Origin of the sequence: Mangrovimonas sp. ST2L15 (genome assembly GCF_001280515.1) — a bacterium.
GTDB lineage: Bacteria > Bacteroidota > Bacteroidia > Flavobacteriales > Flavobacteriaceae > Mangrovimonas > Mangrovimonas futianensis.
The window spans coordinates 72,878-92,306 of the sequence record NZ_LBIQ01000030.1 but is presented as its reverse complement, the minus strand read 5'-3'; the positions used below and the strand labels follow the sequence as shown (position 1 = coordinate 92,306).

At 35.5% G+C, this 19,429-nt stretch carries 17 protein-coding genes; 4 read left to right on the top strand and 13 right to left on the bottom strand.

Translation table 11 applies throughout. The annotated features are described in order from the left end of the window. Window positions 1–2 precede the first annotated feature (2 nt). The 3 genes from ZA07_RS04335 (at window position 3) to ZA07_RS04325 (ending at window position 1,947) form a co-directional block, all read left to right on the top strand. Window positions 3–635 (top strand): biopolymer transporter ExbD, encoded by a 633-nt coding sequence (locus tag ZA07_RS04335; RefSeq protein ID WP_053970513.1) that lies wholly within the window; start codon window positions 3–5, stop codon window positions 633–635. 24 nt (window positions 636–659) lie between these two features. Beyond that, a complete protein-coding gene (locus ZA07_RS04330) occupies window positions 660–1,145 on the top strand; it encodes a biopolymer transporter ExbD (RefSeq protein ID WP_053970512.1) in 486 nt (161 codons plus the stop codon). A gap of 88 nt (window positions 1,146–1,233) precedes the next feature. Continuing rightward, window positions 1,234–1,947, top strand: a complete 714-nt coding sequence (locus tag ZA07_RS04325) for a porin family protein (RefSeq protein ID WP_053970511.1) — start codon at window positions 1,234–1,236, stop codon at window positions 1,945–1,947. Here the strand turns inward: ZA07_RS04325 and ZA07_RS04320 are convergent. The 13 genes from ZA07_RS04320 to polA all read right to left on the bottom strand — a co-directional run bounded on the left by ZA07_RS04320 (window position 1,942) and on the right by polA (window position 17,926). Next, window positions 1,942–2,550: a hypothetical protein gene (locus ZA07_RS04320; protein ID WP_053970510.1), complete on the bottom strand. Its 609-nt coding sequence runs from the start codon at window positions 2,548–2,550 to the stop codon at window positions 1,942–1,944. The two genes, ZA07_RS04325 and ZA07_RS04320, sit on opposite strands and share 6 nt — an antisense overlap. Continuing rightward, the gene (gene rpoN, locus ZA07_RS04315; protein WP_053970509.1) at window positions 2,547–4,013 is read right to left on the bottom strand and encodes an RNA polymerase factor sigma-54; all 1,467 of its coding nucleotides are present in this window, start codon (window positions 4,011–4,013) and stop codon (window positions 2,547–2,549) included. The genes ZA07_RS04320 and rpoN overlap by 4 nt, the downstream gene beginning before the upstream one ends. A 91-nt stretch (window positions 4,014–4,104) precedes the next feature. Next, window positions 4,105–5,538 carry an asparagine--tRNA ligase gene (asnS, locus tag ZA07_RS04310; RefSeq protein ID WP_053970508.1) on the bottom strand — a complete coding sequence of 478 codons (1,434 nt, stop codon included), beginning with the start codon at window positions 5,536–5,538 and terminating at the stop codon, window positions 4,105–4,107. A gap of 53 nt (window positions 5,539–5,591) precedes the next feature. After that, a complete protein-coding gene (locus ZA07_RS04305; RefSeq protein WP_053970507.1) occupies window positions 5,592–8,009 on the bottom strand; it encodes an RND family transporter in 2,418 nt (805 codons plus the stop codon). A gap of 60 nt (window positions 8,010–8,069) precedes the next feature. After that, complete coding sequence (locus ZA07_RS04300) at window positions 8,070–9,353, bottom strand: DUF5686 family protein (protein WP_053970506.1); 1,284 nt, start codon at window positions 9,351–9,353, stop codon at window positions 8,070–8,072. A gap of 58 nt (window positions 9,354–9,411) precedes the next feature. Next, entirely contained in the window at window positions 9,412–9,966 is a 555-nt protein-coding gene (gene frr / locus ZA07_RS04295) for a ribosome recycling factor (protein ID WP_053970505.1), read from the bottom strand. Between the two features lie 66 nt (window positions 9,967–10,032). Further along, window positions 10,033–10,740: a UMP kinase gene (gene pyrH, locus ZA07_RS04290; protein ID WP_053970504.1), complete on the bottom strand. Its 708-nt coding sequence runs from the start codon at window positions 10,738–10,740 to the stop codon at window positions 10,033–10,035. Between the two features lie 144 nt (window positions 10,741–10,884). Beyond that, window positions 10,885–11,859 carry a translation elongation factor Ts gene (gene tsf / locus ZA07_RS04285; protein WP_053970503.1) on the bottom strand — a complete coding sequence of 325 codons (975 nt, stop codon included), beginning with the start codon at window positions 11,857–11,859 and terminating at the stop codon, window positions 10,885–10,887. Window positions 11,860–11,953: 94 nt separating this feature from the next. Beyond that, window positions 11,954–12,718, bottom strand: a complete 765-nt coding sequence (gene rpsB, locus ZA07_RS04280; RefSeq protein WP_053970502.1) for a 30S ribosomal protein S2 — start codon at window positions 12,716–12,718, stop codon at window positions 11,954–11,956. 187 nt (window positions 12,719–12,905) lie between these two features. After that, window positions 12,906–13,292: a 30S ribosomal protein S9 gene (gene rpsI, locus ZA07_RS04275; RefSeq protein WP_053970501.1), complete on the bottom strand. Its 387-nt coding sequence runs from the start codon at window positions 13,290–13,292 to the stop codon at window positions 12,906–12,908. Further along, entirely contained in the window at window positions 13,292–13,747 is a 456-nt protein-coding gene (rplM, locus tag ZA07_RS04270; RefSeq protein ID WP_053970500.1) for a 50S ribosomal protein L13, read from the bottom strand. Before rplM ends, rpsI begins: the two co-directional genes overlap by 1 nt. Before the next feature lie 245 nt (window positions 13,748–13,992). After that, window positions 13,993–14,958, bottom strand: coding sequence for a bile acid:sodium symporter family protein (locus ZA07_RS04265; protein WP_053970499.1), 966 nt, complete (start codon window positions 14,956–14,958; stop codon window positions 13,993–13,995). A gap of 127 nt (window positions 14,959–15,085) precedes the next feature. Continuing rightward, window positions 15,086–17,926: a DNA polymerase I gene (gene polA / locus ZA07_RS04260; RefSeq protein WP_053970498.1), complete on the bottom strand. Its 2,841-nt coding sequence runs from the start codon at window positions 17,924–17,926 to the stop codon at window positions 15,086–15,088. Between the two features lie 100 nt (window positions 17,927–18,026). On the opposite strand from polA, the gene ZA07_RS04255 reads away from it, so the two are divergent. Beyond that, on the top strand, window positions 18,027–19,427 hold the full coding sequence (locus ZA07_RS04255) for an aldehyde dehydrogenase family protein (protein WP_231628627.1): 1,401 nt from the start codon (window positions 18,027–18,029) through the stop codon (window positions 19,425–19,427). Window positions 19,428–19,429: the final 2 nt, after the last annotated feature.

Below are 19,429 nucleotides of genomic sequence, written 5' to 3'. Positions count from 1 at the left end.
TTATGGCAAAACGAGCAGCACCAGAAGTTAATGCAGGCTCTATGGCCGACATTGCTTTCTTACTTTTAATATTTTTCTTGGTAACTACTACCATTGAAACCGATTCTGGTTTAAGTAGAAAGTTACCTCCAATGGAAGATGTAGTAGATCCTCCGGTTATTAAGGAGAAGAATATCTTCCAATTGAATGTGAATAAGAACAATGAGTTGTTCTTAAAAACTGGGGGAGAAGAAAAGGTAATTAAGCTTAAAGATCTTCAAAAAGCAGCTGTGGATTTTCTAGATAATGGTGGAGGTGCAGGCGATGATGCTTGTAGACGTTGCCAAGGAAAGAAAAATCCTAGATCGTCAGACAATTTTGATAAGGCTATTATTTCTCTTCAAAATGATAGAGGAACGAAATATGAGACTTACATTGCTGTCCAAAACGAGATATTAGCAGCCTATAATCAGTTGAGAAACAGAGAATTCTTAAGAGACAATCCTAATTTAGGTGTTAACTTTGTTGAAGCAGAAAAGATGTATAACGATCCTAGAACTTCAGAAGAAGACAAAGAGCGTCTAAAAGAAAAACTTGAGAAAATTAAATTGTTAATTCCTCAGAAATTCTCTGAAGCAGAGCCTAAGAAATCGTAAGTATAATTAGATAAACACGAGATAATGTCTAAATTTAAAAAGAAAAAGTCAGGAGATTTACCAGCTATTTCAACAGCATCATTGCCTGATATCGTTTTCATGTTGCTTTTCTTTTTCATGGTTGCTACCGTGATGAGAGAAAACACCTTGATGATAGAAAACAGATTGCCAGCTGCTGATCAAGTTGAGAAACTGGATAAAAAAGACTTGGTGATGTATATTTACGTGGGTAAACCTAGTTCTTCTTACAAGGATAAATATGGTACTGAACCAAGAATTCAGTTAAATGATAAATTTGCTGATGTATCAGAAATACAAGCTTTTATAGCGGCTGAGAGAGCATCCAAAAGAGAGGAATTAGTTCCTTTTTTAACAACTGCTCTTAAAGTTGATAGAGAGGCTAACATGGGACTTGTAACCGACATAAAACAAGAACTACGTAAAGCTAATGCATTAAAAATTAACTATACAACGATCAATGGCGATGCCTTGGCAAGCTTGAATAGGTAATTTTACTCTTAATTTTATAAAAACAAAAGGCGTTTTGAGAAATCAATACGCCTTTTGTTTTATTTTTAACTTTAGAATTGGGGAACCCATGAAATATTATTATTCCTTTATTTTTCTATTTGTTTTTAACTCAATGGCTTTTGGTCAAAACGAAGAAATTCCTGTTCATAAGGAAGACTCTATTGTTGATTCAAAGTATCGGGAGGATCAATTTTATTTGGGGATTACTTACAATGCTTTGGTTAGGAAACCTAGTAATGGTGCCCAATCGGGGTTTTCAAGTGGGTTACATTTGGGTTTTATGAGAGATTTTCCAATCAATCAACGTCGTAATGTAGCCTTGGCTATTGGTCTTGGAGGTTCTATGAATTCTTTCAATAGTAATATTCTGGTTTACCAAGATGAACGAAGCCAGATTGGATTTTTAAACTTGGATACAGAAAATATTTCCTATAGTAAGAATCGATTCAATTTATATTTAATAGAATTACCTATCGAATTTAGGTGGCGTACTTCAACGGCTACTGAATCTAAATTTTGGCGAATTTATCCCGGATTTAAAGTTGGATATCAATTTGCTAATTTGTCTAAACATAAAGGTGGCTATGGAGATTTTAGACTCAAGAATATTGATAATATCAATGATTTACAATATGCTGTTACCTTAAGCGCTGGATATAGCGTTTGGAATTTTCATGCTTGTTTTGGTCTCAATCCTATTTTCAAAGAAGGAACTATGGTTGGGAATGAAAATTTAGATATGTACTCTGTCAAATTGGGTCTGATGTTTTACATTTTATAGCCAATATGTAATCAAAGTCAATTGAGGTATAACCCCGATAAGAATACCAATTAACAATTCAATATAGGTATGGGCTTTAAATTGTAGGCGTGAAGAAGCAATGGCTCCTGTAAGTATCGCCATTAAAGCTAAGGTTCCATTGATGTTTATACTGAAATGCATGCTTAATGCAATAAAGAACATATAAACGCCAGAAACAGCTATCATATGGATGCTGGCTTTAAAGTCAAAAAAAGCTAATATTAGGCAACAGAATGTAGAAATCAAGACGCCAATAAAGAAATAATAAAGCTCTATAACTTCAGCTGAGGGAAAAACCTTTAAAATAATTAAAAGTACAATCAAACAATTTAAAAAAAGAGGTATTATACGCTCTTTTGGCTCATTCATATAGATTGATCTAGTCCTACCTATGGTTTTAAGTAGATAGTACGTTAGAATGGGTAAAACGATGGTTAGAATAAGTATTGAAAATACTTTGGCTTGAACAATTTCACCAGGGATGAATCTAGGTGTCTTGGAAAAATAAAACACCACTCCAAGCATGGGCATAAGAATGGGGTGGAATATAAATGATATGCTTTTGATGAGTTGGTTGATCATATTTTTTTCCGTAACCTGGCCACAGGAATATCTAATTGCTCTCGATATTTAGCCACAGTTCTTCTAGCTATAGGATAGCCCTTTTCCTTTAATATTTTAGCTAAAGCATCATCAGTTAAAGGTTTCTTTTTGTTTTCTTCATCTATAACTGTTTCCAAGATTTTTTTGATTTCTCGAGTAGAGACATCCTCTCCTTGATCGTTTTTCATGGATTCAGAGAAAAATTCCTTAATTAACTTGGTCCCATAGGGTGTGTCAACATATTTACTATTAGCTACCCTGGATACGGTAGAAACATCCATTTCAATTTCATCAGCAATATCTTTCAGGATCATTGGCTTTAATTTCCTTTCATCTCCAGTCAAAAAATATTCCTTTTGGTAATGCATAATAGCGCTCATGGTTACAAATAAGGTCTGTTGACGTTGTCTAACAGCTTCTATAAACCATTTGGCAGCGTCCAACTTTTGTTTTATAAACAGAACCGCATCCTTTTGGGATTTCGATTTTTCTTTGGACTCCTTATAACCTTTAAGCATGTCATTGTATTCTTTAGATACATGCAGTTCTGGAGCGTTTCTTCCATTGAGGGATAGCTCCAACTCTCCATCAGCAATTTTGATTGAAAAGTCGGGAATTACATGTTCCACGATACGGTTGTTACCAGAATAGGAGCCACCAGGTTTGGGATTTAAATGCTCTATTTCCTCAATTGCAGCTTTTAATTGCTCCTCGGTAATGTCAAATTTTTGAATTAACTTTTTATAGTGCTTTTTTGTGAATTGCTCAAAGGCGTCATCTATTATTTTGATTGCTAAATCAGTACTTTCAGACTTGTCCTTACGGTGTAGCTGGATACTCAAACATTCCTGTAAATTTCTGGCGCCAACCCCAGAAGGATCTAGTTGATGAACTATTTTAAAAACCTCACCTATTTTTTTCTCCGAGGTGAAAATGTTCTGGGTGAAGGCCAAATCATCCATTATTTCGGTTAATGATCTTCTGATATAACCACTTTCATCAATACTGCCAACCAAAAATTCAGCAATTTCTTCCTCTTCCTCATCTAGAATAAAGGTGCTTAATTGGTTTTTTAGGTGTTGTGTAAAGGAAGTTCCAGCTGCATAAGGCACATTTTTTTCCTCATCATCACTGCTGTAATTATTTGAGCGTGTTCTGTAATCTGGAATTTCATCATCGCTTAAATATTCATCTACATTAATATCCTCTGCGTTTATGCTGTCATTGTCATTGTAATCAGGGTCTTCATAACTATCATCATAATTGTCATAATCATCTTCATTGGTCTTTTCTCTACCTGTATCCAAGGCAGGGTTTTCCTCTATTTCCTGTTTCAATTTTTGTTCAAAAGCCAAGGTTGGCAATTGAATTAACTTCATCAATTGAATTTGTTGAGGAGATAACTTCTGAGATAGTTTAAACTGTAAATGTTGTTTAAGCATTGATGTGATTTGGTTTCTTATAAAAATAAAAAAAAACAACCTACCAATGGTGTGTGGTAGATTGTTTTATGAAAATATTAAATGTTTTTAATTAAAATTCGGCGTTTTGAGGTGTTCTTGGGTAAGGAATCACATCTCTAATGTTTGTCATACCCGTTGTAAACATAACCAATCTTTCAAAACCTAGGCCAAAACCAGAATGCACAGCGGTTCCATATTTTCTCAAATCTAAGTACCACCATAATTCTTCTTCTGGAATATCTAGTTGCGCCATTTTTTCTTGTAAAACTTCCAAGCGTTCTTCACGTTGAGAGCCACCTACAATTTCCCCAATTCCTGGGAATAGAATATCCATAGCTCTAACGGTTTTACCATCTTCATTCAATCGCATGTAAAACGCTTTGATGTTAGCTGGGTAATCAAACAAAATTACTGGGCAATTAAAGTGTTTTTCCACTAAAAATCGTTCGTGCTCACTTTGCAGGTCTGCACCCCATTCATCAATAAGATATTTGAATTTTTTCTTTTTGTTTGGTTTGCTATTTCTTAAAATATCTATAGCCTCCGTATAGCTTACCCTTTTAAAATTATTATCGACAACAAAGTTCAATTTTTCAATCAAACTCATGCTGCTACGTTCATTTTGAGGCTTCGTTTTTTCTTCTTCCAACAATCTGCTTTCAAGAAATTCCAAGTCTTCACGGTTGTTCTTTAATAGATAGTTGATGGTATATTTAAGAAAATCCTCTGCCAAATCCATGTTGCCATCTAAGTCCATAAAAGCTACCTCTGGTTCAATCATCCAGAATTCAGCTAGGTGACGTGATGTATTAGAGTTTTCGGCTCTAAAAGTAGGGCCAAAGGTGTAGACCTTACCAAGTGACATGGCATAGGTTTCAGCTTCCAACTGTCCAGAAACCGTCAAATTGGTCTCTTTCCCAAAGAAATCCTCTTTGTAATTTACAGTTCCATCTTCATTTAAAGGTGGGTTTTTAGCATCCAATGAGCTCACACGGAACATTTCTCCAGCACCTTCTGCATCACTTCCTGTAATTATAGGTGTGTGCATATAATAGAAGCCATTTTCATTGAAATATTTATGGATGGCAAAAGACAAAGACGAACGTAGACGCATTACCGCGCTAAACGTATTGGTTCTTGTTCTTAAATGGGCATTTTCACGTAAGAATTCAAACGTGTGCTTTTTAGGTTGGATAGGGTATTCCTCGGGGTCAGAATCACCTAATATTTCTATAGATTTCACTTGAACTTCTACAGACTGACCTTTTCCTTGGCTTTCTACCAATTCCCCTTTAATGTGAACTGCTGCACCAGTTGTAATACGTTTTAAAATTGCTTCATCAGTATTTTCAAAATCAACAACGCATTGAATATTATTTATGGTTGAACCATCATTTAGAGCAATAAACCTATTGGCTCTAAAAGTTCTAACCCATCCTTTAATCTCAATGTCGTGAAGCTTTTTATCGCTTTTTAATAATTCTGAAACAGTACTTGCTTTCATTTAATTCGTAATTTAATGTGTAAATTTAATTCTTTATAGAATTTTAATGAAGGTTATTTTTGGTGATTTTCCTCTAATTCTTGAACCTCCTCATCGTTTTCACTTAAAATATCGATAACAGGTTCCTTTAAAACTTCCTTATTGGCTATGTTTCGTTCCAAACCTAGTAATAAGGATGGTAGTAATAGTAAATTGGATAACATCGCAAATAAAAGAGTCGTAGAAACTAACGCTCCCAATGCCACTGTTCCCCCAAAACTGGAAACTGTGAATACCGAAAATCCAAAGAACAGAACAATAGAGGTATAAAACATACTAACCCCCGTTTCTCGTAAGGCAGCGTAAACTGATTTTCTGATTTTCCAATTATAGAATTGTAGTTCTTGTCTATATTTTGCTAAAAAGTGGATGGTGTCGTCTACGGAAATTCCGAAGGCGATACTAAAAACCAAAATGGTTGAAGGTTTGATAGGAACACCTATGAATCCCATAATTCCTGCAGTAATTACCAATGGCAAAATATTAGGAACAAGTGATACAATAATCATTCTAAAGGACCTAAACATAAAGGCCATGAAAATTGAAATTAAAACGATGGCTAAGGTTAATGAAATAGCTAGATTTTTAACCAGGTATTTAGTTCCTTTTTGAAAGACTAGAGCTTTTCCGGTGATGGACACTTTGTACCTGTCATCTGGAAATACTTTATGAATTCTCGTTTCCAAGTTTTCTTCAATCTTTTCCATCTTATCAGTACCAATGTCTTTCATGAAGGTTGTAATTCTGGCATATTGCCCCGTGCTATCCATCAAGGTATTGATTAAAGTGTTATCGTTGGTCGAGGTATTTTTTACGTAACTCAGAATAAAGCTATTTTCTTGCGATGACGGCAATTGATAATATTTTGGATTGCCATTGTAATAAGCTTGCTTGAAATATTTGGTTAGGCTTACAACAGAAATAGGCCTTGATAGTTCTGGAGTTTCTTCAATAACCTCCTCCAATTCTTCCATTCTTTTTAAGGTATTCAATTTCATGACACCTTTTTTCCTTTGCGTGTCTATAAGAATCTCTAAAGGCATAATACCGTCAAACTCGGTTTCAAAGAATTGAATGTCTTTAAAAAATTGAGAATCTTTTGACATGTCTTCAATTAAGCTACCTGAAATTCTTATTTGATATATTCCAATGATACTGGCAATTAAAAGGACTACAGAAGCAATGTAAATGGTGATTCGTCTTTCACGAACCATTTTCTCAATCCAGTTCACAAACCCGCCTATCCATTTTCTATTTAGGTGTTCAAGGTGACGATCTTTTGGATAGGGTAAAAAAGTATAAATAATGGGTATAATCAAAAGGCATAAAATGAAGATACCTATAATACTCAAGGACGCTACAGTACCAAATTCCTTAAGTAGATTACTTTCTGTCAATATAAAAGTGGCAAAACCACTGGCTGTAGTAACATTGGTCATTAACGTAGCATTCCCAATTTTGGTGATAACTCTTTGTAAAGATTTCACTTTGTTTCCGTGGCTTTTAACCTCATGCTGGTATTTGTTGATGAGGAAAATGCAATTAGGAATTCCTATAACAATAATAAGTGGTGGAATCAAGGCCGTTAAAACCGTAATCTCATAGTTTAAAAGACCAATAATACCAAAGGTCCACATAACACCTATACAGACTACAAATAGGGATATAAACGTGGCTCTAAAGGACCTGAAAAAGAAAAAGAAAATCATGGAGGTGACGGCAAGGGCCAACGCAATGAACTCTCCTATTTCATCAACAATGTTTTGAGCATTTAAGGTTCTAACATAAGGCATTCCTGAAACCCTAACATTTAGTCCCGTGTCTTTTTTAAAAGAAGCAATCTGTGGTTCAAGAATATTAAAGATAAAGTCTTTTCTGATTGGGGTATTTACGATATCTTTTTTAAGATAAATAGCCGTTCTGATGGTCTGTGTTTTGGTGTTGAACAGGAAGTTATCATAAAACGGATATTTGTGGAAAAGGTCTTCTTTTAATTCTGCGACTTCCTGTTGAGATTTAAGGGAGTCTTTGATAAAAGGTTCTAACTCAAAGCTCTGTTTCTCGGTGTTTTTGACCAGTTTTTGCAAGTCTCTGATGGACACTACCGATTCGACCTCGTCATACTGCTTGAATTTATCAGATAGATCATTCCAGGCATTTAATTTTTCTTGAGAAAAAAAGGTGGAATCTTTAATCCCAAGAACGATTAAATTACCCTCTTCTCCGAAAATATCTAAGAAATGGTCGTATTCAATATTTGCAGGATGGTCACTGGGTAGTAAATTGGCTTCAGTATAGGTAAATCTCATGTTTTCCCACTTAGATGCCAAGAAAACTGTAATTGCCAAAATACCTAATAGGATAATGATTTTATTCCTAAGAATAAGTCTGGCTACAACATCCCAAAACCCTTTTGTAAGCAGTTTAAACATAGATAAAATAAAACAGCCGCAAAGGTATTAAAAACATGTGGATTACTTAAGTTAAATTGCTTATAAAGTTAGGTTGAAAGTGAATTTAAAAGCAAGATTGTCCTCAAAATTAGGTAAGTGGTAAGCCCCATATCTATATGCAAAACTAAGTCCAAATGGGAAGAGTATTTTGTTTAATTCAAGGCCTATTTCTGAATACCCTTTATCTAATGTGTCAAACTCAAAACCTTGATGGCGTTCTATGTTTGACATATTTCCCAGAGCAAAACGACTGATCAGTACCAATTGTGGTTGGTATCTTGGTGAGATTTCAAAAGGTTTGAAATAGTGTTTGATTTGAAGAGTTGAAAGTTTGTCGGAAAAGAATTCATTGAAAAACATAGTTTCAAAGCTATTAATGCCAGCTACTGAAAATCGTTTCATCACACTGCCTTTATTAATATTGTTAGGGTAGGCATGGTACATGTGAGTGAGGGGTGTAACACCTCTTGCTATCCCAGCCCAAAGATTGACACCTGTTTTTGACTTGTTTTTATGTTCCAGGACATAGACCGATCTAAATTCAACTTTTGAAAAATCAAATTCACTGGCAAAAACATTTCTAAAGTTTTGGGTGTATTGAAGCGTGAATTTGGGATATCCGTTTTTTACCTCTTTTAACACGTCATCCTTGAACTCATAGATACTAAAGGGACTCCATTGGAATGAAAAAGTGGAAAACGTTAAGTCGAAATCTTGATAAGATTTATTGCCTACCTGCAGGGTGTAATCGTATGTTGGATTGATATTGCTTACTGCTAGTTTTACTTCAGAAAGTAATTTAGGAGATAATTTATGGCTTATAGAAATAGATTTTGTTACATGTCTATGAAAAAGCTCAATATTAAGAAGGCGGGGTTGGAAAAAAGTAAAAAAGCGTTTGTCTGTTAAAAATGTAGAACTACCCGTCTCCTCAATATCATCGGTATAGGAGAGATCAATCCAGGTATTGCTTTTGGGGGCTAGTCGAAAACCACCACCTAAGGAATATTTAAATTTTTGATCTCCAAATCCATAAGCTCCATAACCATCCAAATGATAGCGCTTTGAAAACTCGTCATTGGTAACACCTCCAAAACCAGTTCGTATGGCTTCATGTTGGTTGTATTTGAATAGATATTTAATATCTACTTCAAAGGCTTGTCCGAGTGTTATATAACCGTTTCCTAATTTTTTAAGAAATTGGGATCTTCTTATAGAATCATTTTGGGATTTAATGCTGTCTTGTTCTTTAGCGCCTTTGATCTGGCACTGTGCAAATTGGAAGGACAGTAAAATGAAAAAAATGGCACAGTACTTCAGCATTAATAGTATGTGGGTTTATAATAGCAATTAAAAAGCGACCTATAGAAGTCGCTTTTTCTTATACTGTCATGATCTCTTTTTCCTTAACTTCTAATATTTGGTCTATTTGCTTAACGTATTTATCAGTTAATTCTTGTACATCAATTTCTGCATTCTTCTTTAAATCTTCTGAAGCGTCCAACTTTTTTAAATCATTGTTTGCATCTTTTCGTGCATTTCTAACTCCTACCTTGGCATCTTCGGCTTCAGATTTTGCTTGTTTAGCCAAATCTTTCCTTCTTTCCTCTGTCAAAGGTGGAACATTAATGATGATCATGTCGCCATTATTCATAGGATTGAAACCTAAGTTAGCAATCATGATGGCTTTTTCTATTTCTTGAAGCATGGATTTTTCCCAAGGTTGTACTGAAATGGTTCTACCATCAGGAGTATTGACATTGGCCACTTGGCTTAAAGGAGTTTGTGATCCATAATAATCAACCATGACACTTCCTAGCATAGCAGGACTTGCTTTACCGGCACGAATGTTTACGAGTTGTTTTTCTAAGTGCTTAAGCGCACTATCCATAGATTCTTTTGTGGTATCTAAAATGAAATCAATCTCTTCGTTCATAGAATATTGTAATTAAAAATTAAATGATAGCTACAAAAAACAAGCCAAAGCTTGATGTAAAAGATATTATAAATTAACCTTAGTTCCAACTTTTTCACCTGAAACTACTTTCAACAAATTCCCCTTTTTATTCATGTCAAATACAATGATAGGTAATTCGTTTTCTTGGCTTAGAGTGAAAGCGGTTGTATCCATAACTTTAAGACCTTTCTTAAGGACTTCATCAAAAGAAATGTAATCAAACTTAACTGCATTGGAATCTTTTTCAGGGTCGGCTGTATATATACCATCTACACGAGTTCCCTTTAAAATCACATCAGCTTCAATTTCAATAGCTCTTAAAACAGCAGCTGAATCTGTAGTGAAATAAGGATTCCCTGTACCACCACCAAAAATGACCACACGGCCTTTTTCAAGGTGTCTCATGGCACGTCTTCTAATAAATGGCTCTGCCACCTCATTGATTTTAATGGCACTTTGAAGTCGGGTTCCAACACCTGCATTTTCTAAAGCACTTTGGAGGGCCAACCCGTTGATAATGGTTGCCAACATACCCATATGGTCTCCTTGCACACGATCCATACCATTACTGGCTCCTGCAACACCTCTAAAAATGTTACCACCACCTATAACAACGGCAACTTCTACACCTAGCTCTGTTATGGCTTTAATGTCTTCTGCATATTCGGCTAAACGTTCTGGATCAATTCCATATTGGCGACCGCCCATTAAGGCTTCACCTGATAATTTTAAGAGAATTCTTTTGTATTTCATGCTGACTTTGAAAGTTTAGCAAAACTACATAATTTTTTCTTTTTTGAATTTATATCAATTGTGTTTTATGAATAAAAAAACCACCATTCTAATAAAAGAAAGGTGGTTATATTTATTGGTTACCTGACTTATCAGGACCGTTTATTATCCTACTGTAGCACGTTTAAATCCAGAGATTTCAACATCACCATATGAAGAAACGTAATCAGCAACGGTTTGCTTTTCATCTTTGATGAATTTCTGATCTAACAAACATTTCTCTTGGTCAAGAGTTGTGTTGTCAGAAATGAAACGCTCCATTTTACCTGGTAAAATTCTATCCCAGATTTGTTCTGGTTTTCCTTCAGCAGCCAATTCCGCTTTAGCATCTGCTTCAGCTTGAGCCAATACTTCAGGAGTTAATTGCGCCATAGAAATGTATTTAGGAACATTTTTCAATGTTTTTCCTAAACGAGCTAATTCTTCATTATCTTTTTCAATAACAGCAATTCTAGCTTCAGTTTCTGAAGCAACGAATGCAGGATCAAAATCTTTGTAAGATAAAGTAGTTGCTCCCATAGAGGCTACTTGCATTGCAACATCTTTCACTAAAACATCAGCATTGTCAACTTTAGCAGTGATTCCTACTAAAGCAGCAATTTTATTGATATGAACATAAGAACCTACATAAGCAGCTTCTAATTTCTCGAAAGAAGTAATATCTAGTTTTTCACCGATAACACCAGTTTGCTCAACTAATTTATCAGCCACGGTCATTCCACCAAAGTCTGCTGCTAAAAAGGCTTCTTTTGAGTCATAATTCAAAGCTAGCTCAGCAAACTCGTTAGCTAACGCTAAAAAGTTTTCATTTTTACCAACGAAATCAGTTTCACAACCTAAAACAATAGCAACACCAGCAGTTTGGTCTGCATTGATTTTAGCAACAGCAGCTCCTTCAGAAGAATCTCTATCTGCTCTTTTCTCAGCTACTTTTTGTCCTTTTTTACGTAATACATCAATGGCTTTATCAAAGTCACCTTCAGCCTCAACTAAAGCTTTCTTGCAGTCCATCATACCTGCACCAGTAGCTTGTCTTAGTTTATTTACTTCTGCAGCTGTTACTTTTACTGTAGTACTCATAGTCTATGTATTTTAAAAAAAGTCGTTTAGTTGATGTTCAGTAAAGAAACAAACTAAACGACTTGTTTAATGTTATGTAATGATTATGTTTAGTTTATTCTTCTTCCTCTGAAACTGCTTTTTTCTTTGCAGCTTTTGCAGGCTTATCAGCTTTAGAAGAATCTTTCTCAGCTTTACGTTCTGCTAAACCTCCAGAAATAGCTTCTGTTACATAGGTTAAGATTTTTTCAATTGATTTAGTAGCATCATCATTTGATGGAATTACGTAATCAACTTGACGTGGATCAGAGTTTGTATCCACCATCGCGAAGATTGGAATGTTTAATTTTTGTGCTTCTTTAATCGCGATGTGCTCACGCTTAATGTCCACCACAAATAATGCTCCTGGAATACGGGTCATGTCGCTAATAGAACCTAAGTTCTTTTCTAGTTTAGCTCTTTGACGATCAATTTGTAATTTCTCTTTTTTAGAAAGAGAAGCGAAAGTACCGTCTTTTTTCATTCTATCAATAGAAGCCATTTTCTTCACAGCTTTTCTGATAGTTACAAAGTTGGTCAACATTCCACCTGGCCATCTTTCAGTGATGTAAGGCATGTTGATTCCTCCAGCTTTTTCAGCTACGATATCTTTTGCTTGCTTTTTAGTAGCAACAAATAAAATTTTACGACCTGAAGCAGCAATTTTGCTCAATGCCTCAGAAGCCTCATCAATTTTAGCTGCTGTTTTGTAAAGGTTAATGATATGGATGCCATTACGCTCCATATACACGTAAGGAGCCATGTTTGGATCCCATTTGCGAGTTAAGTGTCCAAAGTGAACACCTGCTTTTAATAACTCTTTTACGTCTGCGTTTGCCATTTTTTGTAAATAGTTTACGTTCTGTTGAATTAGCAATGGTTAAGTGGTACTTTAAAAAGATGCCTTAGCCATTTAGATGCTAAACTAAATCCCGAAATTACTCTAGGACAACAAAAACGGTTAATAATTTAATTTTATATAATGATTTGAGTAATTCTGGATGATATCCCAAATCAAGCGGAATATATTAACGTTTAGAGAACTGGAATTTCTTACGAGCTTTCTTCTGACCGAATTTCTTACGCTCTACCATTCTTGGATCTCTTGTCAATAATCCCTCTGGTTTCAAAATAGTTCTGTTTTCAGCATCAATTTCGCACATAGCACGAGAAAGAGCCAAACGAACTGCTTCTGCTTGACCAGTAATACCACCACCATAGACATTAACAGTAATGTCAAAGTTGCCATCATTGTTGGTCATGGCTAGAGGTTGATTTACTTTGTACTGTAATGTAGCAGTAGGAAAGTAGATAGCCAAGTCCTTTTTGTTAATCGTGATGTTCCCTTTTCCTGGGGCAACATACACACGTGCAACAGCCGTTTTTCTACGGCCAATTTTGTGAATTACTTCCATTAGTTAAATTCGTTTAAATTGATTGTTTTTGGTTTTTGAGCTTCGTGAGTGTGCTCTGAACCAACAACAACGCTAAGGTTACGGAATAAATTTGCCCCTAATTTGTTCTTAGGCAACATTCCTTTTACTGATTTTTCTACCAATCTCGCTGGATCTTTAGCGAACATTTCGGTAGCGGTTAAACTTCTTTGCCCACCTGGATAACCTGTATGACGTAGGTAAACCTTTTCCGTCCACTTGTTTCCGGTTAAGTTGATTTTTTCCGCGTTGATAACAATCACGTTATCCCCACAATCAACGTGTGGCGTGAAGTTAGGCTTGTGCTTACCTCTTAAAAGTTTTGCAACTTTAGAAGCTAAGCGACCTAAAGACTGTCCTTCAGCATCAACCAAAACCCACTCTTTGTTTACAGTGGCTTTGTTTGCTGAAACTGTTTTGTAGCTTAATGTGTCCACACTTTTAAAATTTAATAATTAAACATTCCTCTCCTAAAAAGAGTTTGCAAATTTACGATAATCTTGCTGATTACCAAATAGTATGGTTTTATTTTTTAGAAAGGCTTGTTTTTAAGGTAAAAGTTTGGTATAAAGAAGATTATTCAAGGATGTTTTAAAAATATTTTTAGGGTCTTCTGGTGCGCGTGATTCAATTCCAAGGTTAAACTAGGTTTCTTATAACGATTATTGTGATATTTTTAATTTTATTCTATGCTGTGTTGGGATAATTTATTAGCTATGATGCTGATGATGAAAATCTGGATGGCGTGAAATAACATTAAAGGCAAAAATATGATTCCGATGGCCGAAGTGTGTTGAAATAGAATATCTGAGAAAACGGTTCCATGTACTAGTGATTTTTTAGTGCCACAAAACTTGGCTGTTATTTGATCTTCTTTTGAAAAACCCAACCATTTTGAAATTTTCCCTATGGTTAAATAGACTATTATAAAGATGGTGATCACCAAACAAAAAATAAGAATCAAATCCATGAAATTAACGGATTCAAAAATTTTCCCAAGAAAAGATTCAGAAAAACTCTTATATATTATAAGGAGAATAACCGATTTATCAAAAAGGGTCAAGTACTTGCTGTTCTTCTTGGCGAATTTCCCTAGAAAGCGATGGAGGATCAAACCTATAAAAACTGGGAGTAATATTTCAGTTAATAATTTGAGGTAAATTTTCCCTAAATCATAATCAGAATTACTTTGATTTTGGAACAATCCAATCCAAAGCGGTGTCACAACTATACCAATTAATCCAGAAATACTGGCGTTAAAAATGGCAGCAGGAATATTGCCTTTTGCTATGGAGACCATTACCACAGATGAAGATACCGTAGATGGGAGTGCCGCCAAAAACAAAAATGCCAACCACAAGGTTTCATTTTCAGTTGAAATAAGCGGTTTAAATGGAAGCACCAATAAAGGGAACAGTAAAAAAGTACTAGCTTGAATTAATACATGTAGTCTCCAGTTTTTAAGGCCGGAAGCGATTTCCTTAGGGCTTAATTTCAAACCGTAAAAGAAAAAAATAAATGAAATACCAATACTGCCTATTCTACCCAAGTTTATAGTGCTATCTTCTTTAGCCAGATCTGGAAAAAAATAAGCTATAATAACCACCGTTATAATAGCTAAAACAAATTTATCTAGTTTAAATTTCATTTGGGAACACTGGTAGGCAAAAGTATACTTTTCGAATCATAATCTTGAATACGAGTATAAAAAAGCCTTCGATTTATTTTTAATGAAGGCTTTAATGAGTCATTAGGGAGGTTGTATAATAAATACATTAATGTGCCTCTAGCCAATTTGTTCCAGTGTCGATTTCTACCTCAAGAGGGACCGCCATCTTAAATGCATTTTCCATCTCATACTTGATGAGTTCTTTTATATCTTTCAGTTCAGGTTTGTAAACATCAAATACTAATTCGTCATGAACTTGAAGGAGCATTTTTGTTTTAAATTGGCCTTCCTTCAATTTTTTATGGATGGCAATCATAGCTAATTTGATAATGTCTGCTGCACTTCCTTGAATGGGTGCGTTAACGGCATTTCTTTCTGCTGCTCCACGAACTACGGCATTTCTAGAATTAATGTCCTTTAAATAACGACGTCTTCCCAAAACGGTTTGCACATAACCGTGATCCCTCGCAAAATCAACTTGTTTGCCTATGTAACTTTTTAATTTAGGATAGGTTTCATAGTAGGTGTCTATGAGTTCCTTAGCTTCGCTTCTGGATAGATCGGTTTGATTGCTCAAACCAAAGGCAGATACCCCATAAATGATTCCGAAGTTAACAGTTTTCGCATTGCTTCTCTGTTCTCGAGTCACATCCTTAATATCGACATTGAATACCTTGGCGGCGGTGGAGGCATGGATGTCTTCACCATGATTAAAGGCCTCAATCATCGTTTCTTCCTCACTCAATGCCGCAATAATACGCAATTCAATTTGGGAATAATCTGCGGCCATAAGTGTAAATTCCTCATTTTTGGGAATAAATGCTTTTCTTACTTGTCTTCCTCGTTCAGTTCTGATAGGTATGTTTTGAAGGTTCGGGTTATTGCTGCTCAATCTACCAGTGGCCGCTACGGTTTGCATATAGTCTGTGTGTACTCTTCCAGTGCTTTTTTCCACTTGAAGGGGTAGGGCATCTACATAAGTGCTCTTTAATTTGGTTAGTCCTCTATATTCCAATACATCCTGAATGATTTCGTGATCTTTGGCTAGGTAACTCAATACATCTTCGGCAGTACTATATTGACCAGACTTCGTTTTCTTGGGTTTATCAACCAACTTCATTTTATCAAATAAAATGTCCCCTAGCTGTTTTGGGGAGGCAATGTTAAAGGTTTCTCCTGCTTCTTTATAAATGCGTTCCTCTAAACTCTTAATGTCTTTTTCTAATGCTTCAGAAAGGGTCTTCAAATAGTCACAATCTAAATTGATTCCCTCTAATTCCATAGCTGCAAGAACTCTTAACAGTGGTATTTCAATATCATTAAAAAGAGTTTGGGTGTTTGCTTCTCCTAATTCATTCTGAAAATGTTGCTTTAATTGCAGTGTAATATCGGCATCTTCAACGGCATATTCGGTTTGTTTATTTAGAGGGACTTCCCTCATGGACAGTTGGTTTTTTCCTTTTTTTCCAATTAGACTTTCAATGGAAATAGGAGTATAGTTAAGATAGGTCTCGCTTAACACATCCATGTTATGCCTCATATCTGGATTAATAAGGTAATGGGCCAACATGGTATCAAACAGTTTTCCTTTCACTTCTAATTGATATTTGGCTAAAACCTTAATGTCGTATTTTAGATTCTGACCAATTTTTTCAATTTGGTCATTTTCAAAAAAGGGGCGTAATTTTTCAATTAATTCTTGTGCTTCTTCCCTTTTTTCTGGAAAGGGAAGGTAAAATCCTTTTCCTGCTTCCCAAGAGAAGGCAATCCCAACCAATTCTGCTGTTAAGGGATCCAATCCTGTGGTCTCAGTATCAAAACAGACAGATGATTGTTTCATTAATTTTTCAAAGAACAACTGAAAAGCTTTGGGTGTTGCGATACTTTGATAAAAATGGGATATAGATTCTGAAGTGCTTCGGGTAAACGTGTTGGTAGAATTTGCAACATCTTCCTCATCGCCACCAAACAATGAAAATTGTCCAGATCCCGCTGAAGCCGGCTTTTTGACTTTGGTAACGTCTTCTTGCTTCGGTTTATCAAAAAGAGCCTCCTCTTTTTCTGAAGCAAATGTTTTGATGAAATTCTCTGTTAATCTTCTAAATTCAAGCGTTTGAAAAATGTTTTTTACAGCCTCAATATCGGGCTCTGACATTTCAAAATCTTTGTAATCAAAAGTTACTGGCACATCAAGCATGATGGTTGCCAATTTCTTGGAGAGTAACCCCAATTCTTTATTGGCTTCCACCTTTTCCTTCATCTTCCCTTTAAGTTCATGGGTGTTTTCAAAAAGAGCTTCCATACTCCCGTATTGTTGTATGAACTTTTTGGCAGTTTTTTCGCCCACACCCGGTAAGCCAGGTATATTGTCGGAGGCATCACCCATCATTCCCAAAAAGTCAATGACTTGCTCAGGTCTTTCAACTTCAAATTTCTTTTGCACTTCTGGAATGCCCCAAATTTCGTATCCGCCTCCAAAGGATTTGGGACGATACATAAAAGTGTTTTCCGTTACTAATTGGCCAAAATCCTTATCGGGAGTCACCATAAAAGTTTGGTATCCTTGCTCCTCGGCTTGTTTGGAGAGGGTTCCTATAATATCATCCGCCTCAAAACCCTCCTTTTCCATGATAGGGATGTGCATTGCTTTTAGGATTTCATGAATATATGGAACCGCAATTTTGATAGCTTCTGGAGTTTCATCCCTATTGGCTTTATAGGCTTCAAACATTTCTACTCTGTCAGCACTTCCTCCTTTGTCAAAACAAACGGCCAAATGGTCTGGTCGCTCCCTTTTTATTACGTCTAGTAGGGAATTCATAAATCCCATGATGGCAGAGGTGTCAATGCCTTGGGAGTTGATTCTTGGGTTTTTTATAAATGCATAATACCCTCTGAAAATTAGGGCATAGGCATCAACTAGAAATAATCGTTTTTTATCAGACATAGTCGCGTATTTGTAAGGATATAAAACTACAAAAACTAGATGGGTATCTAATATTAATTAAATTACAATTTGTATTTTTCTGATTATAAACATCAATGTTGTGGAAAATCCATATCTACCACTTTTCAATAAGCAAAAGGGATATCAATTTAATGTAGGGAATACCTCTTATAGGGAACGAATCAAAAAGCTCAGTGCTTTAAAACATGCCCTAGAGCTTACCTATAGGGAGGAAATCAAAAAAGCCCTTTATGAAGATTTTAGAAAGCCATATTTAGAGACTGATTTGACCGAAATCTATCCGGTAATTGGGGAGATCAAGTACGTTAAGCGGCATCTGAAAAAGTGGATGAAAAATGAAAGAGTAAAGACACCATTATCACTTTGGGGAACTACATCTTGGGTAAGACATGAACCTAAAGGGGTTTGCCTAATTATTTCACCTTGGAACTTTCCTGTTAATTTAACTTTTGGGCCTTTGGTTAGTGCCATTGCTGCGGGTAATACTGTGATTTTGAAACCATCTGAAATGACACCACATGCTTCAAGGGTGATGGCAAAAATTATAAATGAGATTTTTGATGAGGAGGAAGTGGCATTAGTGGAAGGTGAAACGCAAGCTTCAAAAGATTTATTACAGTTACCTTTTAATCATATCTTTTTTACGGGTTCTCCCTTTGTTGGAAAAATAGTCATGGAAGCAGCTTCAAAGCATTTAACTTCAGTAACTCTTGAGTTGGGAGGGAAGTCTCCAACCATTGTCGATGAAACGGCCAACCTAAAAACTGCGGCCAAACGAATTGCATGGGCGAAATTTTTAAATAATGGACAGATATGTGTTTCTCCAGATTATGTATTTATTCAGGAATCAGTTAAAGAGGCATTTTTGCAAGAATTGGCAGATCAAATAACTGACATGTATTCAAAAGACATTAAATCTTCTCCAGATTACAGCCGAACAGTTAATGAAAAACATTTTTTAAGATTAACTGCTTTGATTGAAGAAGCTAAAACAAACGAGTCAAATATTCATATTGGAGGGGATTATCAAATGGAGGAGAGGTTTATTGAACCAACAGTGATTTCAAATCTATCGGATTCTTCTGGTCTCATGCAAGAGGAAATTTTTGGGCCTATTCTCCCAATTAAAACATTTAAAGAATTGGATGAAGCCATCAATTATGTGAACTCGAGAGAAAAACCTTTGGCACTTTATATTTATACGTCCAAAAAAAGGAATTCAAAAAAAATCATTAAAAATACCCGTGCTGGTTCTACGGCAATTAACACGAGCGTTTTGCAATATGCAAATCACCATTTGCCATTTGGAGGAGTTAATAATAGTGGTATTGGGAAAAGCCATGGATATTATGGCTTTGAGACCTTTTCAAATAAAAGATCGGTTATGAAGCAGTATCTTGGAGGGGCTTTAAGTTTATTATTTCCTCCTTATTCGAATTTTAAACAAAGATTGATGGAGTGGACAATCAAATGGTTTTAGAG